General features: G+C 62.2%; 6 protein-coding genes. All 6 read left to right on the top strand.

What is annotated here, in order from left to right; translation table 11 throughout:
• Positions 1-144 precede the first annotated feature (144 nt).
• Positions 145-2,598, top strand: coding sequence for a poly-beta-1,6 N-acetyl-D-glucosamine export porin PgaA (gene pgaA / locus HX814_RS26895; protein ID WP_177009322.1), 2,454 nt, complete (start codon positions 145-147; stop codon positions 2,596-2,598).
• A 12-nt stretch (positions 2,599-2,610) separates the two neighbouring features.
• Positions 2,611-4,608, top strand: a complete 1,998-nt coding sequence (gene pgaB / locus HX814_RS26890; protein WP_008433662.1) for a poly-beta-1,6-N-acetyl-D-glucosamine N-deacetylase PgaB — start codon at positions 2,611-2,613, stop codon at positions 4,606-4,608.
• A gap of 3 nt (positions 4,609-4,611) precedes the next feature.
• On the top strand, positions 4,612-5,958 hold the full coding sequence (gene pgaC / locus HX814_RS26885; RefSeq protein WP_003218180.1) for a poly-beta-1,6-N-acetyl-D-glucosamine synthase: 1,347 nt from the start codon (positions 4,612-4,614) through the stop codon (positions 5,956-5,958).
• Positions 5,955-6,437 (top strand): poly-beta-1,6-N-acetyl-D-glucosamine biosynthesis protein PgaD, encoded by a 483-nt coding sequence (gene pgaD, locus HX814_RS26880; RefSeq protein WP_008433665.1) that lies wholly within the window; start codon positions 5,955-5,957, stop codon positions 6,435-6,437. The genes pgaC and pgaD overlap by 4 nt, the downstream gene beginning before the upstream one ends.
• Positions 6,438-6,758: 321 nt before the next feature.
• Entirely contained in the window at positions 6,759-8,480 is a 1,722-nt protein-coding gene (locus HX814_RS26875; RefSeq protein ID WP_177009321.1) for a ShlB/FhaC/HecB family hemolysin secretion/activation protein, read from the top strand.
• A 31-nt stretch (positions 8,481-8,511) separates the two neighbouring features.
• Entirely contained in the window at positions 8,512-16,896 is an 8,385-nt protein-coding gene (locus HX814_RS26870) for a DUF637 domain-containing protein (RefSeq protein ID WP_177009320.1), read from the top strand.
• The last annotated feature ends 4 nt before the right edge of the window (positions 16,897-16,900 follow it).

The raw sequence follows: 16,900 nt of genomic DNA, 5'->3' as shown, positions 1-16,900 counted from the left end.
TTGTTCTGAATTGGCCTTTTTTGTACCCCCCTCAAGGATATTGCGCCCCGGGAAAGCTTGGCCGCGTCATCAGATGCCGGCCGCCTGGAGTGTCGTGCAGGTGAACTTATCGCTACAGCTTTCCCTGGTGAGGAAGCTGACGACATGTCGCGTAATATTCATCCGTTTATCCGCCTGGCCCTGTGCAGCCAACTGCTCTGGCCCGTCGTGGCATCGGCCGATGCGGCCTATGATTCGCTGATCAACCAGGCCCGCAGTGGCAACTATGGTCCGGCCCTCAACCTGTTGCGCCAAATGCCCGCCGAGCGCCAGACGCCGGGGCAGGTCAGCGATCACCTGTTGATTGCCAGCTGGGCGCGCCAGGACGCCGAGGTGCTGACGGTCTACGAGGCCCAGGGCCGCTCACGCACCCTCACCACCCAGGCGCTGGCCACCGTCGCCCGCACCTATCGCAACCAGCAGCGTTGGGAACCGGCGATTGCCGTGTATCGCCAGGCGTTGCTGCGCGAGCCGAATAACCCGGACCTGCAACTCGGCCTGGCCCTGACCCAGGCGGACGCCGGCCAGACCGCTGAAGCGATGCAGCGCACCCGCGCCCTGGTGGCCGCCAAGCCCGACGACGCCGACCGCCGCATGGCCCTGGGTTACGCACTGACCCGTGCCGGCTCTACCTATGACGCGCTGTTCGAATTCGACCAGGCGTTCATGCGTGCCGGCAACAAACCTGAAGTCGCCCGCGAATACATCGTCGCCCTGCAACGTGCGCGCCTGCCGGAACCGGCCCTGCGCCTCGCTGCCCGGCGCCCTGGCCTGTTGGACCCGGTCACCCAACGCCGCCTCGAAGGCGACCTGGCCGCCGAGCGCGTGCGCATGGCCGAGTTCGCGACCCGCAGTGAAAAAGAGCGCTACGTCATCGCCGACCGTGCCCTCAAGGATTACGACCAACTGCTCACCACTTGGACACCGGATGCCAACGCCCATGATGACGTGGTGCGCTGGCGCATCGACCGTCTGGGCGCGCTGAAAGCCCGGGCGCGCACCGCCGAGGTGATCCGCGATTACCAAGTGCTGAAGGGCGAAGGCGTGCAACTGCCGACCTACGCCCTGCGCTGGGTCGCTGCCGCCTACCTCGACCAGCGCCAGCCGGAAAAGGCCGCGCCGCTGTATCGCCAGGCCCTGGCGGCAAGCGATGCGGACGCCGGCGATCACGTCGAAGACAGCACCGCGCTGTTCTACGCCCTGCTCGAAAACGATCAAGTGGTGGAAGCCCGCGAAGTCGCCGACAACCTGGCGAGCACCCAGAAACCCCGGGTCGAGCTCAAGGGCTTGCCCATCGGCAACCCCAACGACGCCTGGATGGACGCCCAACAATTGGCCGCCCAGGCCGGCACCTATGGCGCCGACCTGCCCGCCAGCGAAAAAGGCCTGGAAGCCCTGGTGCAACAGGCCCCGGGCAATATCGGCCTGCGCCTGGCCCAGGCCGATATGTACCGTGCCCGCGACTGGCCACGGCGCGCCGAAAACACCCTCAAGGAAACCGAAGCCCAGGCCCCGCGCGACATCGGCCTGGAGGTTTCCCAAGGCCACACTGCCCTCGATCTGCAGGAGTGGCGCCAACTCGATGCACTCACCGACGACGTGGTCGACCGCGCCCCGGACAACCGCCAGGTACAGCGCCTCAGCCGCCTGCGGGATGTGCACGACATGGCCGAATTGCGCGTCGAGGCCTACACCGGCAAAAGCAACGGCGGCGGCGATGACGGCGCGGGCGCGGTGTCCGGCAGCCGCGATTTCGGCATCGAAACCTTGCTCTACAGCCCGCCCATCGATGAAGACTGGCGCGTGTTTGGCGGGGCCGGCTACGCCACCGCCGATTTCGAAGAAGGCACCGGCCAACACCGTTGGCAGCGCCTCGGTGTAGAGCGGCGCACCCGCGACATGACCGTCGAAGCCGAGGTCTCCAACCACTCCTACGGCTTTGGCGACAAGCAGGGCGCACGCATCGCGATTGCCCGCGACATCAATGACCAATGGCAGTACGGCGGCAGTCTCGATTACCTCTCCGCGAGCACCCCGCTGCGGGCACTGAATGCCGACATTACTGCCAACGGCGGCAGCGGGTTTATCCGCTGGCGCGCCAACGAAAGCCGCGAATGGAAACTGGCCCTGAGCCCGTCCCACTTCAGCGACGGCAACAACCGCCTCGAAGCGCTGCTCACCGGTCGCCAGGGCGTGTACAGCTCGCCGGGGGTGCAAGTCGACCTGGGCCTGGAAGTCGGCACCAGCCGCAACACCAAGGAAGACACGCCGTACTTCAACCCGCGCTCGGACTTCAGCGTGCTGCCCACGGCCACCGTCAACCACGTGCTCTACCACCGCTACGAAACCCAGTGGAGCCAGCAGTTCCAGGTGGGGGCGGGCACCTACAGCCAGCGCGACTACGGTACCGGCGGCGTTGCACTGGTGGGCTACGGCCAGCGGTTTCGCTGGAACGACGTGCTCGAAACCGGCGCCAACCTCAGCTGGATCAGCCGACCTTATGACGGTGAGCGCGAAAGCGACCTGCGCCTGATCGTCGACCTCACCTACCGCTTCTAGAAGAGTCCGATCATGCCCGTCTTGTCCCGTTGCCTGTTGGCCCTGGGGTTAATGCTGAGCAGCGCTTGCGCCCAGCAACCCGCACCTTTCACCCCACCCGCCGAGCGGCTCAAGCCTGCCAGCGAAGCGGCGTGGCCGAAGAACCATTTCCTCGGTATCGCCTACCACGACATCGAGGACCGCGACCCCGATCAGGCTGTCGTGGCCGTGCGCACCGAACGTTTGATCGAGCAGTTGGCGTGGCTGCGGGAAAACGGCTACCAGCCCGTCACCGTCGACCAGATTTTGGCGGCCCGCAACGGCGGCCCGGAGTTGCCGGCGAAGGCGATCATGCTCAGCTTCGATGACGGCTACGCGAGCTTCTACACCCGTGTGATGCCGATCCTGCGCAGCTACAACTGGCACGCGCTGCTGGCGCCGGTGGGTTCGTGGGTGGATACGCCGCTGAACCAGCCGGTGGACTTCGCCGGTACACCTCGGCCGCGTTCGGACTTCCTGACCTGGCAGCAGGTGCGCGAGATCGCCCAGTCCGGCCTGGTGGAAATCGCCGCGCACACCGACGCCAACCACAAGGGCGTGCTGGCCAACCCACAAGGCAACCTGCAACCGGCCGCCACCACCCGACGCTTTGACCCGGCGACCCATCGCTACGAAACCGAAGCCCAGTTCCAGGCGCGGATGCGCACCGACGTGACGGCGATCTCCAACAAGATCCGCGCCGTCACCGGCAAGGCGCCGCGCGTGTGGGTGTGGCCTTACGGCGCTGCCGATGGCACCTCGCTGGCGGTGGTGGGCGAGCAGGGTTACCAGATGGCCCTGACCCTGGAAGACGGTCTCGACAGCCTCGGCAACCTGATGAGCAGCCCGCGCTTCCTGGTGGCCTCCGACCCGGACGGCGAACACTACGCCAACGCCATCGTCGCGACCCAGACTGAAGCCCCGCTGCGGGTGCTGCATGTGGACCTGGACAACGTCTACGACCCGGACCCGGAACAGCAGGTGCGCAACCTCGACAAACTGATCCAGCGTGTGGTCGACATGGGTGCCAGCACCGTGTTCCTGCAGGCTTTCGCCGACCCCAAGGGCGATGGCCTGGTGCGTTCGCTGTACTTCCCCAACCGCCATTTGCCGGTGCGCGCCGACCTGTTCAACCGCGTCACCTGGCAACTGCGCACCCGGGCCCACGTGAACGTATTTGCCTGGATGCCGGTGCTCAGTTTCGCCCTCGATTCGAAGCTGCCCCGCGTTACCCGTTGGGACCCGCAAACCGGCAAGGTCGCCATCGACCCGGACCAGTACCAGCGCCTGTCGCCGTTCGATCCGAAAGTGCGGCAGGTCATCGGTGAGATCTACGAAGACCTGGCGCGCACCAGTGCCATCGACGGCGTGCTGTTCCACGACGACGCGGTGCTGTCGGACTTCGAAGACGCCAGCCCGCTGGCGCTCAAGGCCTACGCCGCCAATGGCCTGCCGGACACCATCGAAGCCCTGCGCGCCGACCCTGCGGTGATGCAGCGCTGGACGCGTTTCAAGAGCCGCTACCTGATCGACTTCACCCATGAGCTGACGGCCAAGGTCCGCAAGCTGCGCGGCCCGCAGGTGCAGACTGCACGCAATATCTTCGCCGAACCGATGCTCAACCCGGGCAGCGAAGCCTGGTTCGCGCAGAACCTCGACGACTTCCTCACCAGCTACGACTGGACTGCGCCGATGGCCATGCCGCTGATGGAAGGCCAGGACCTCAAGGGCTCCAACGCCTGGCTGGAAAAGCTCGTGGCCACCGTCAAGGCCCGCCCCGGCGCGCTGCAACGCACAGTCTTCGAGTTGCAAGCCAAGGACTGGCGTACCTCGGCCGCCCCCGATCTGGACGGTGCACAAATGGCCGAGTGGATGGGCGTGCTCAAGCGTCAGGGCGTGACCAGTTTTGGCTACTACCCCGACAACTTCCTGGAGAATTCGCCGGATCTGAAAACCGTGCGTCCGGCCCTTTCCAACCAGTGGAATCCTTGACTCATGTTCGACAGAATCCTCGCGCTTATCGTGTTGTCGCTGGTATTGGGTGTGCCCCTGGGCCTGATCTTTCTGGTCACCGGGCAGTTCCTGATGGACTTCGTCTTCTTCTATCCACTGTTCATGTCCGGCTTGTGGATCGCCGGCGGCCTGTACTTCTGGCTGCACTGGGAGCGCCACTGGCCGTGGGCGGATGACACCCCCGCGCCGGTACTCGCCGGTGAGCCGCTGATCTCGATCCTGATCCCTTGCTACAACGAAGGCGACAACGCCGCCGAGACCATCGGCGCCGCGTTGGCCCAGCAATACCGCAACATCGAAGTGATCGCGATCAACGATGGCTCCAGCGACAACACCGCCGCCGTGCTCGATGCGTTGGCCCTGAAAGAGCCGCGCCTGCGGGTGCTGCACCTGGCGCAAAACCAGGGCAAGGCTGTGGCCTTGCGCATGGGCGCGGTAGCAGCGCGCAGCGAATACCTGGTGTGCATCGACGGCGATGCGTTGCTCTCGCCGAACACCGCGGCGTACCTGGTGGCGCCGATGCTCGACAACCCGCGCCTGGGGGCGGTCACCGGCAACCCGCGCATTCGCACGCGCTCCACCTTGATCGGCCGGGTGCAGGTAGGCGAGTTCTCTTCGATCATCGGCTTGATCAAGCGCACCCAGCGGGTCTTCGGGCGGATCTTCACCGTCTCCGGCGTGGTGGTGGCGTTTCGGCGGGCGGCCCTGGACCGGGTCGACTACTGGAGCACCGACATGATCACCGAAGACATCGACGTGAGCTGGAAGCTGCAACTGGACCACTGGAGCATCTTCTACGAGCCTCGCGCGCTGTGCTGGATCCTGATGCCGGAAACCCTCGGCGGCCTGTGGAAGCAACGCCTGCGCTGGGCCCAGGGCGGCGCTGAAGTGCTGTTCAAAAATATTCGTGGCATCTGGCAATGGCGCCATCGCTACCTGTGGCCGCTGCTGTTCGAGTACTGCCTGTCCACCGGTTGGGCCTTCACCTTTTTGCTCTCGGTGATTTTCTGGGCCGTGGGCAAGGTGGTGACGCTGCCTGCCGCCATCGCCGTCGACTCGCTGATGCCGCCGGCCTTCACCGGCCTGCTGCTGGCGGTGGTGTGCCTGGTGCAGTTCGCGGTGAGCATCATGATCGACCGGCGCTATGAAAAGGGCCTGTGGAAAACCCTGTTCTGGACCGTCTGGTACCCGTTGGTGTTCTGGCTGGTGAGCCTGTTCACCACCCTGGTCAGCTTCCCCAAAGTGTTGTTCCGCCAACACCAGAAACGCGCGCGCTGGGTCAGCCCGGATCGCGGTATCAAAGCCCCCACTACGGATGTGCAGCCATGAACCTGATCCGAACCCAACAGCGCCCGGTGATGTGGGCCATCGACGTATTCCTGACCCTGCTGGCCTGGGCCGGGCTGATTATCCTGCTGGTGCGCGGGCTGGTGCCGATGCTCGACAGCCACGGCGGCCCGCGGATCGATGCGCCGATTTTCGCGGCGCTGGATACCTTGCAGATCTACCTGTGGATTGCCGTGTTCAACGCGATGGTGCTGATCAGTTGGGCACGCTACCAGCAGCGACGTGGCAAGCACTTTGCCCAGCGGCGCTCGGCGGCCAAGGCCTTGAGCGACCAGCATTTGAGCGACAGCTTCAGCCTGGGGGAAGGTGACCTGGAGCAACTGCGCCGCCCGGGTGTGCTGGTGATTCATAACGACCACGAAGGGGGTGTGCAGGAAGTGACAGCCCATGTGTCCCGGCATGTGGAGCGGCCAGGGTTGAAGTTGGTAGCGGGGCAGGAGCGGACCAAGGAGGTTGGTTAACCGGGATATCGAAAAATGGGATCCAATTCACAAAATAACCGCGAACTTTTCTCATCTTTTGGCTACTAACCAGTCTTGATACCGCATTGATGGCCAAGTAATGGCAATTGTAAGCGCCACCATTGGAGGTGTATCAAAACTGTTACCGCTTGTCGGAATAAAAATTCCAATTGCAAGCAATTAAACGTTGCATGATTTATTTATTGTTAATAATCAGCAACTTATATGCCTGTTAAACATAACTTCCCACTAAGCCAGAATCTTGGCCGACTGGAAGTTCGATGTTAGTTTGCCGGCCCCCGCTTTTTCGACGGATCGAACATGTCTTTATTACTGCCACGGACTCGGCTGCTGCTGGGCGTTTGCCTGCTGACTTGCTTCGCACTCAATAGTGCGGTGGCGGCGCCTACGCCTGGCGACCAGGACCTGATCCGCGACCGGCAAAACCGTCTGCTGGAAGAACAGCGCCGGCGCCTTGAAGACCTCAAGGAACTGCCCGGCAAAGAAGCCAAGCCCGAAGCGCCTGCCACCCCGGCTGACACCCGTTGCTTCCCGATCAAAGACATCGAACTCAAGGGCGCCGACAGCCTGTCTGCACCGGACCGCGAGCGCCTGCTCAAGCCATATATCGGCCAGTGCCTGGGCGTGTCCCAGCTCAATCAAGTGCTCAAGGCGATCACTGACTACTACATCGACAAAGGCATGGTCACCAGCCGTGCTTACTTGCCGCAGCAGGACCTTTCCACCGGCCACCTCCAGGTGTTGGTGGTGGAAGGCAAGCTCGAAGGCTTGAAGGGCGCCGACGGCAGCAACCTGTCCCCGCGCGAGCTGGCCATGGCCTTCCCCGGCAAGGTCGGCGAGCAGCTCAACCTGCGGGAAATCGAGCAGTTGGTGGACCAGTTGAATCGCTTGCCGTCCAAGCAGGCGCAAATGGAACTGACCCCCGGCAGCCAGGTGGGCGGCAGTGAAGTGCAGGTCAGGAATGTCCCGCAGAAGCCCTGGCGCGCCAGCCTGTCGCGCAATAACGACGGGCAGAAAAGCACCGGCGAACAACAGTGGGGCGCCGGCCTTGAGTGGGACAGCCCCCTGGGCCTGGCCGACCAGCTTGTGTTGCGCGGCGGCCACGATGCCGTCAGCGACCACCAGAAAACCTCGAAAAACACCATGCTCTACTACAACGTGCCGTGGGGCTGGTGGAACTTCAGCTACACCTACAGCGAGAGTGATTACCGCACCTTTGGCGTAACCAACGACTTTAAATTCAAGCAGAACGGCGACAACGAAAACCACCAACTGCGCGCCGAGCGCGTGATCCATCGTGACGACGTGAGCAAGACCTCGGTGAACGTCGGCCTGTCGCACCTGCGCACCAACAACTACATCCTCGACGTGCGCACCGAGCCCAGCAGCAACCGCCTCAGTGAACTGCAACTGGGCATCAACCACGGTCGCCGCATCGGCAATGCCTTCGTCAACCTCGACCTGGGCATGCAGAACGGTATCGGCGCCTTCGATGCCCAAGCTGAAAACGAGCGCGATCAGTACGGCAATCGCCTGCCCAACGCGCGCTACCGCAAATACACCGCCACCGTCAGCTACTTGCAGCCATTCACGCTATGGGGTGAGTCGTTCAGTTTCTCCAGCCTGGCCACCGGCCAACGCAGTGAAGACATTCTGTTCAGCCCCCAGCGCATGAGCCTCGGCGGCTCGGCCTCGGTGCGCGGTTTCAAAGACCAGCAGCTCACCGGCGACAGCGGCGGCTACTGGCGCAACGACTTGCGCTGGGCGCGCCCGGTGACCTGGGACTGGATGCGCCCGGCCTTTGCCGAATACGGCGCCAGCGTCGGCTACGACCAGGGTGTGATCAGCAACGACCGCTATAACGGTGAAGTGCATGGCCGGGTCTCGAGCAACTCGTTGGAGCTGTTCGCCCGTGGCAAATACGTCAGCACCAGCGTGACCTTTGCCCATTCCCTGGAACGCCCGGCAGTGATGAGCGAGCGCGAAGCGCCGATCTACTTCCGCATGGATTTCTTCCTGTAATTCAACGCCCCGTTACATCGAGAATATGACAATGGATGTTCGCCACTTTGCCTTCCTGGCCCGCCAACCTTCTGCTGCGCTGAAACCGCGAGACTCGTTCTTCGGCCTGCCCAAGCGCGGTTTGGTGCTGATCCTGGCCAACGCGCTGTTCTGGCAGCCGCTGCTGGCCCAGGCCGAAGGCATTGTGGTCAGCGCGCCGGGCACCACCGTCGGCCAGGCCGGCAATGGCGTACCGGTGGTGAACATCGCCACCCCCAATGGCAGTGGCTTGTCCCATAACCAATTCAAGGACTACAACGTCGGCCCCAACGGCGTGATCCTCAACAACGCCAACGGCCCCATGACGAACACCCAGCTGGGTGGCTACATCGTCGGCAACCCCAACCTCAAGGGCGGCGCGGCCAGCGTCATCCTCAACGAAGTCAACGGCGGCAGCCCCAGCCAGTTGCGCGGCTACACCGAAGTGGCGGGCCAGTCGGCCAAGGTCATCGTCGCCAACCCGTACGGCGTCACGTGCAGCGGTTGCGGCTTTATCAACACCCCCAACGTGACCCTCACCACCGGCAAACCGGTGCTCGACGCCAGCGGCCAGTTGCAGCGCTACCAGGTTGACGGCGGCGCCGTGACCATTGACGGCGAAGGCTTGAATGCCAGCAACGTCGACCGCTTCGAAATCATCACCCGCTCGGCCAAGATCAATGCGCAGATCAACGCACGAGAATTGACCGTCATTGCCGGGCGTAACGACGTCGATGCCAAAAGCCTGAAAGCCACCGCGCGCGCCGATGACGGCAGCGCAAAGCCCGAGCTGGCCATCGATTCCTCGGCATTGGGCGGCATGTACGCCGGTGCGATCAAACTGGTGGGCACCGAGGCCGGCGTAGGGGTGAAACTCGACGGTACGCTGGCCGCCAGTGGCGGCGATATCCAGCTGGATGCCAACGGGCGCCTGAGCATGGCGCAGACGGCGACCACCGGTAACCTCAAGGTCACCGCGCAGAACGTGAACCTGACCGACAAGGTCTACGCCGCCGGCAATGTGCAGGTGAGCAGTGCTGAAGAACTGGTCAACCAGAAGAGCCTGGCCGCTGGCCAACGCATCGAACTCAACGCCACCACCGTCACCAACCCGGGCATCATCGAAGCAGGCGTGCAGGCCGATAACAGCCGCAATGCTACCGGCGATGTGGTGGTGAATACGCAAACCCTGAACACCAGCGGCAACGTCCTGGCCAGCCGCTCGCTGAGCGCCACGGCCACCCGGGAACTGAACAACCAGGGCGCAGTGATCCAGGGTAAAACCGTCACGCTGAACAGTGCCAGACTGACCAACCAGGGCGCCACCGCGCGGGTGTATGGCGAGCAAGCGCTGGCGATCAACGCGCCGGCCATCGTCAACCTCGGCGGGCTGATTCGCTTCGGTGCCGATCAGGCGGCAACGCTGCAAACCGATTCGCTGGATAACCGCCAGGGCCATATCCAGGTCGCGGGCGGCAGCTTGACGCTCAACAGCGGCACGCTGAACAACACCGGCGGGCAGATTGTCGCGGGCAACCTCGGTGTGACAGCGGACACGATCAACAACCAGAACGGTTTCCTGGTTGCCGACGCCGTGACGGTCAACGCCGCCCGCCTCGACAACAGTGCCAAGGGCTTGATCAGTGCCGAGAAAGGCGCGCTCAACCTCACCGTCACCAACACCTTCAACAACAGCCAGGGTCATGCCCAGGCTGGCACTGACTTGAACCTGCGCGCCGGTGACGTCGCCAACCAGGACGGCAAGCTGGTGGGTGGGCAACTCACCGCTACCCTCGGCAGCCTCAGCAACAACGACGCAGGTGTACTCAGCGCGGATGCCGGCAAGTTGACCTTGACCGTCGCCCAACAGCTGAACAACGCCAAAGGTCACTTGCAGGCCGCCCAGGGCGACATCGAACTGCACGCCGCGAGCCTGGATAACCAGGGCGGCGCCATCATCGGCAAGCAGTTGCTGCTGGATGCGCGAAGCGGGCAGATCGACAACCGCGCCGGGCGTATCGTCGGTGACCAACTGGACGTGCGCGCCGGCAGCCTCGACAACCGCAGTGCCGGGTTGCTGGCCGGTGGTGTGCCGGGTGTGAGCGTGGTGCTGAACGACCAATTGCTCAACACCCAGGGCCGTATTCAAAGTGAGGGTGACCTGCTGCTGACCGGCAAGCGCCTGGGCAACAGCGCCGGGATCCTGCTGGGCAAGGCCCTCACTGTCACCGCGCAAGACCTCGACAACAGCAGCAAGGGCGCGCTGGTCAGCAATGACGGCGACATCACCCTCAACATCAGCAACCTGCTGACCAACACCAACGGTGTGATCGACGCCGCCGAACGCAGTGTGCTGGTCAAGGCCTTGACCACCCTCAACAACCAGAGCGGCACCTTGCGGGGCAAGCGCTTGGATATCGCGGCGCAAACCCTCGACAACGACCAGGGCCAACTCCTGGCTGGCAATCAGGGCGTGAGCTACCGCGGCCAGGACCTGAGCAATCGCCAGGGCATGATCCTCAGCGGTGGTGCGGCGGTCGACCTGACGCTGGGCACCTTGAACAACCAGGGCGGCACCGTGCAAGGCGACAGCTTGACGGTGACAGCCGACAGCGTCGACAACAGCCAAGACGGTACCAAGGCCGGCGCGTTGACCGCCTTGAAGAGCGACCTGCAACTGACGGTCGAGGCCTTGACCAACCGGGGCGGCAAACTGTTCGGCAAGGAGCACGTCACCGTCTCCGGCGCCACCCTGGACAACAGCGCCAACGGCCAGATCAGCGGCAATCAGCTCAGCCTGACCTCGCGTACCCAACTGACCAACCAAGGCGGCCTGATTGAGTCCAACCAGGGCCTGACCTTCAATGGCGGCAACCTCGACAACAGCGCGGGTGGCCAACTGCGGGCGATGGAAGGCGCCAGCAGCACCCTGACGGTCACCGACCAACTGAATAACCAGAACGGCATTCTTGAATTCGGCAGCCAGGCCTTCAGCCTCAGCGCCGGGCATCTGAATAACCAGGCCGGGCAACTGCAGCACGCTGGCACCGGCGTGTTCAGCCTCAATACCAGCAGCCTCAGCGGCAGCCAGGGCACCATCAATGGCCTGGGCACCGCCGACTGGTCGTTCGGCCGGGTCGATGGCCTCGGCCGTGTGCAACTCAATGAAGCCTTGCACTACACCAGCACCCAGGGCCTGAGCCTCAAGGCCGGCGACCGCTTGGCCAGCGCCAAGGGTCTGACCCTGGATGTCGCCAGCCTGGATAACGCGGGCGAGTTGCTCAGCGACGGTGACCTGACTGTCAACCTGACCGGCGACATGACCAACAGTGGCCGCCTTTCGGCCCAGCAAAAACTGAGCGTGGTCGCCAACAACCTCAGCCAGAACGGCGGGCGTTTGGCCGGCGGCACCACCACCCGCATCACCCTGGGCGGTACGCTGGATAACCTAGGCTACCTCACCGCACGCCAGCAACTCGACATTGCCGCCGCACACATCAACAACCGCGGCACCCTCGGTTCACAAGGCAACGTCAACCTCAGCGCCAGCAATGGCATCAGCAATAGCGCCGACACGCTGCTGTTCAGCGGCGGCGATCTGACCCTGCGCGGGAACAGCTTCAGCAACCTGTACGGCGACGTCTACAGCAAGGGCAACCTGAGTTTCGCGGCGCTCGATGGCGGCATGGCGGCGGGCTTCAGCAACCTTTCCGGTACGGTTGAAAGCGAAGGCAATATCGGCATCAGTGCGCGGAATGTGGAAAACGCCAAGGCTGAATTCGAGTTGGGCCATACCGTCACCACCGGCAGCCTCAATTGGCAGTGCGGCCAGCACTGCGGCGGGCACGACTCGTTCAAGCGCGGTCAAATCACCATCAACCAGACCTACCTTGAATCCGCGATCAAGGACTCGGCCTCTGCACGCCTGGTGGCGGGCAAAGACCTGCTGATCCAGGGCGACAACGTCCAGAACCGCTATAGCCTGCTGGCGGCGAATGGCAACCTGAGCATCACCGCCAACGACCTGCTCAACCAGGGCGCCGCGACTCGCACCGGGCAGAACACCATCGTCATCGGCACCCCGCAGCGCATCGACACCGATGAGTGGGACCGGATGGAATACATCGACGTACCCGCCTTCAACGCAGCGGTGGCAGCGGGTAATTTCGATGAAGCACGCTTTGAGGTGCTCAAGGCCCGGTCGAGCGACTGGCGTTTCTCCGAACAAAGCAACGTCACCACCTGGACCGACAACGGCGGCCCGGGCTACACCGCGACGATACAGGCCGGTGGCGCGGTCAACCTCAACGTTGCGCGCACCTTGCAAAATGGCACGTTGCACACGAACACCCTGGAGCAACTGACCGGCACCCTCGGTGACGACCAGACCGGCATCCCCGTCGGCGGCATCAACATCAACCTGAGCAAGCACGTCAACGACGCCACCGCCCAGGCGCCAAGCAGCGTATTGCCGGTGACCAGCATCGCGCCCGACGGCCGCTACGTACCCGTGGACTACACCGGCGAGTCCTTCACCCCGGTCGACCCCACCACCGCGCCCGGCTTCCAGTTGCCCAAGGGCGACTACGGCCTGTTCATCAAAAACGCCGACCCCACCAGCCACTACCTGATCGAGACCAACCCGAACCTCACCACTGTGGCGGGCTTCTTCAGCTCCGACTACATGCTCGGCAAGCTCGGCTACAGCCCCGACAACGCCTGGCGTCGCCTGGGTGACGGGCAATACGAGTCACGGCTGATCCGCGATGCCGTGCTGGCGCAAACCGGGCAACGCTTCCTCGCCGGTGGCCTGACCAGCGACTACGACCAGTTCCGCTACCTGATGGACAACGCCCTGGCCAGCAAGGACGCCTTGCGCCTGAGCGTCGGCGTATCCCTCACTGACCAGCAAGTCGGCGCCCTGACCCACGACATCGTGTGGATGGAAAACCGCGTGGTCGACGGCCAGACCGTGCTCGTGCCGGTGCTCTACCTGGCCCAGGCCGACTCCCGCAACGTGCGCGGCAACAGCCTGATCCAGGGCCGCGACCTCAACCTGATGACCGGCGGCGACCTGATCAACGTCGGCACCCTGCGCGCCAGCAACAACCTCTCAGTGGCCAGCAGCGGCAGCCTCTACACCGGCGGCCTGATCGAGGCCGGCAACAACCTCAGCCTGCTGGCCCAGGACAGCATCCGCAATTCCATGGCTGGCGAGATACGCGGCACCCAGGTCAGCCTCACCACCCTGAAGGGCGACATCACCAACGACAACACCGCCATCCAGGTGCGCCAGGGTGCCGGCATGCGCACCCTCACCGACAGCAGCGCCGGCACCATCACCGCCCGCGAAAACCTGGCCATCGACGCTGGCCGCGACCTCACCAACCACGGTGCACTCACCGCCGGCGGCGATGCCGACCTGAAAGCCGGGCGCGACCTCAACCTGATCGCCGTCAGCGACACCAGCGAGATCCACGCCTTCAGCGACGGCGGGCACAAATCCAGCATCACCACCGACGTGAAAAACCAAGCGGCCACGGTCACGGCCGGTGGCAACCTGAGCATGGTGGCGGGGCAAGACGTCAACATCATCGGCAGCAACGCCACCGCGGGTAAGGACCTGAACATTCAGGCCGGGCGCGATTTCAACGTGGCGTCTGTCAGCGATGTGCACAACGTCGAAGGCAAGGAAAAAGACGGCAAGAAACGCATTAAGACCGCGGATGAGCAGACCACGCAGTTAGCCAGTGTGCTGACGGCGGGCAGGGACTTTACGAGCCAGGCCGGGCGCGACACCACGCTGGTGGCGAGCAAGATCAGTGCGGGGAATGAGGCTTATCTGTATAGCGGGGATAAGTTGAATTTGCTGGCGGCGCAGAACAGTACTCATACGTTGTATGACATGAAGGAGAACGGTGGCTGGGGCGCGAAGAAAGAGCAGCGAGACGAAGTAACCCGCACCACGAACGTTGGGACCGAGATCAAGACTGGCGGCAACCTCACGTTGATCAGCGAAGGTGACCAGCGTTACCAGGTCGCGAAGCTTGATAGTGGTAATGACATCATTCTTAACAGTGGCGGGGCCATCGTCTTTGAAGGCGTCAAAGACCTTCATGACGAGAGCCATACCAAGAGCAAGGGTGACCTCGCTTGGTTCAGCGCCAAAGGTAAAGGCAACACTGACGAAACGCTGCGCCAGAGTGAAATGATCGCTCAAGGGCAGGTCGTTATCAAAGCTGTCGACGGATTGAAGATTGATGTCAGGCAGATCGATCAGCAAACCGTTAGTCAGACCATCGATACCATGGTCAAAGCCGATCCGAATCTGGCTTGGCTCAAGGATGCTGAAAAGCGCGGTGACGTGGACTGGCGCCAAGTCAAAGAGATCCACGATAGCTTCAAATACAGTAACTCCGGTTTAGGTGCGGGCTCGCAGATTGTAATAGCAATTCTGATGGCCGCATTTGTCGGGCCGTTGGCAATGACTGCGGCTGCAGGTGCTGGAGCAGGCGTCGCTGTCGCGGCAGGTGCGGGAGCCGTAGCGGCAGGCGCTGCGACCAATGCGACGGTTAGTGTCGTTAATAATCGTGGCAACTTAGGGGCGGTGTTCAAGGATGTCACCTCTTCGGATGCTTTGAAGGGGTATACGATTTCCGGTGTGACCGCTGGATTGACCGCAGCTTATTTTGATGGCTGGACCGGAACTCATACTGATCAGGCGACTAAGCAAATAACGGGGCCACAGCTCAACACATGGACTGGTGTAGGGCAGTTTGCCGCGAACCAGACATTGCAAGGCGGTACTTCAACGCTGTTGAGTAAAGCATTGGGGCAGGGCGGCAGTGGGAGTGAGGCGCTGAAAACTGCGCTATTCAATACCCTGGCAGCGGCCAGCTTCAATGCCGTCGGCGACTACACGAAAAAGTGGAACATCGAAAACGGTTCAATTCCCAAGATCGCGATTCATGCGATGGTCGGTGGCCTCTTGGCCGAAGCAACGGGTGGAGATTTCCGTACAGGCGCATTGGCAGCCGGCGCCAATGAGGCACTGGTCGTACAGCTTAACGACATCGTGAAGGGCGACAAGACATTGTTGTCCATGAGTTCTCAACTGGTCGGTGTTTTAGCTGCGGCCACACAAAAAGATGCAGATGCTAGCAAATTGGAGAAGGGTGGCTGGGTGGCGAAAAATGCCACGCAGTACAACCACCAGCTTCACAAGTCTCAAGCCGATGCGTTGGATGAACAGCGACGGTTCCATCCGGAAAAGGCTGATCGTTTGAATGCGGCGGCCTGCGCTTTGGTTAGTTGCGCAGAGTCGATCCCGACCAACGATGAAACCTATAAGGACTTCAAGGCACTTCAGGATCGCGGCGCCACTTTTAGTGAGGAGATCGCGTTACTTGAGGCGACCGGCCAGTTTGGTGGCCGTAGTTGGCAGGATTGGAGCGACGATACGCTCAATGCTCACGGCAAGGCGGTGCAGGTCGTTGGAGCAAGCAAAGACACTGCCCTTGGCCTAGTCGGAGGGGCTACTGCATATACCGGGATGGTGATGTCGTCACCCGCATGTGTTGGCGTTGTTACCTGTGCCTTACCCATCGGCTTAGGAGCGCTTGGCACCACCTCGATGGTGGGGGCATGGGATTCTGCTAGCCGGATTACGGCGGATTTTAAATCCAATGAGCCCGACCGAGTGCTAGCTTCTTTCTTTCCGGAAACCTTTCCAGGAGAGTCGAGCGTAACGTCTGACCTGGCATGGAGCACGGCGAAATCCGCAGCTCAGGCGGCTCTGTTTGGCGGCGCGAGTAAATACTTTAATGGTAAGTTAGCTGGAGAGCTTGCCAGTGGTGCAAAAGGGCTAGGTTCTGCTGGTACGGGCACGACGGCGGGTAGTAATGTTGCAAGTACGACGCCTAAAGTTGATGTTTTTTGGAATAAAACAACAGTTCTAGATAGGACTGTTTATCAACGTAACGACCTCTTTGACCCAGAGGCCCTATCGACCTGGAGAGTACGAGGTAAAACTGTTGAAGGCTCAAACCTTGAGAGGATGGCCTCGGGTCGAGCACCAATTGGGTATGATGGGAAATCAGTTGAGTTACATCATCTCTCGCAAACTGAAGTTAATGGATTCGCTGGTACTCGTGGTTCACTTGCAGAAGTTGGTTCTGTTTTCCATAGCCAGAATAGCAGTGTTCTTCATGTCCCATCCAATGCCGCTCAAAGCTTTAGGTATACTCGTTACAAAGACTCTGCAGAATACAGAAACCCTACGACTGACTATGTTTCAGTTCCTACGGATTTGAATGCAAAAACATTGACAAAGCAGGCTAAAGAGTTTAACTCTTATCAGTCGGATTATTGGAAGTTGCGGGCTCGGAGCGGGGAGTAATTAG

The organism is Pseudomonas sp. C8002 (genome assembly GCF_013385765.1).
In the GTDB taxonomy this organism is placed as follows: domain Bacteria; phylum Pseudomonadota; class Gammaproteobacteria; order Pseudomonadales; family Pseudomonadaceae; genus Aquipseudomonas.
Note: the sequence above shows the minus strand (reverse complement) of the source record. Positions and strands in the feature narration are given on the sequence as shown.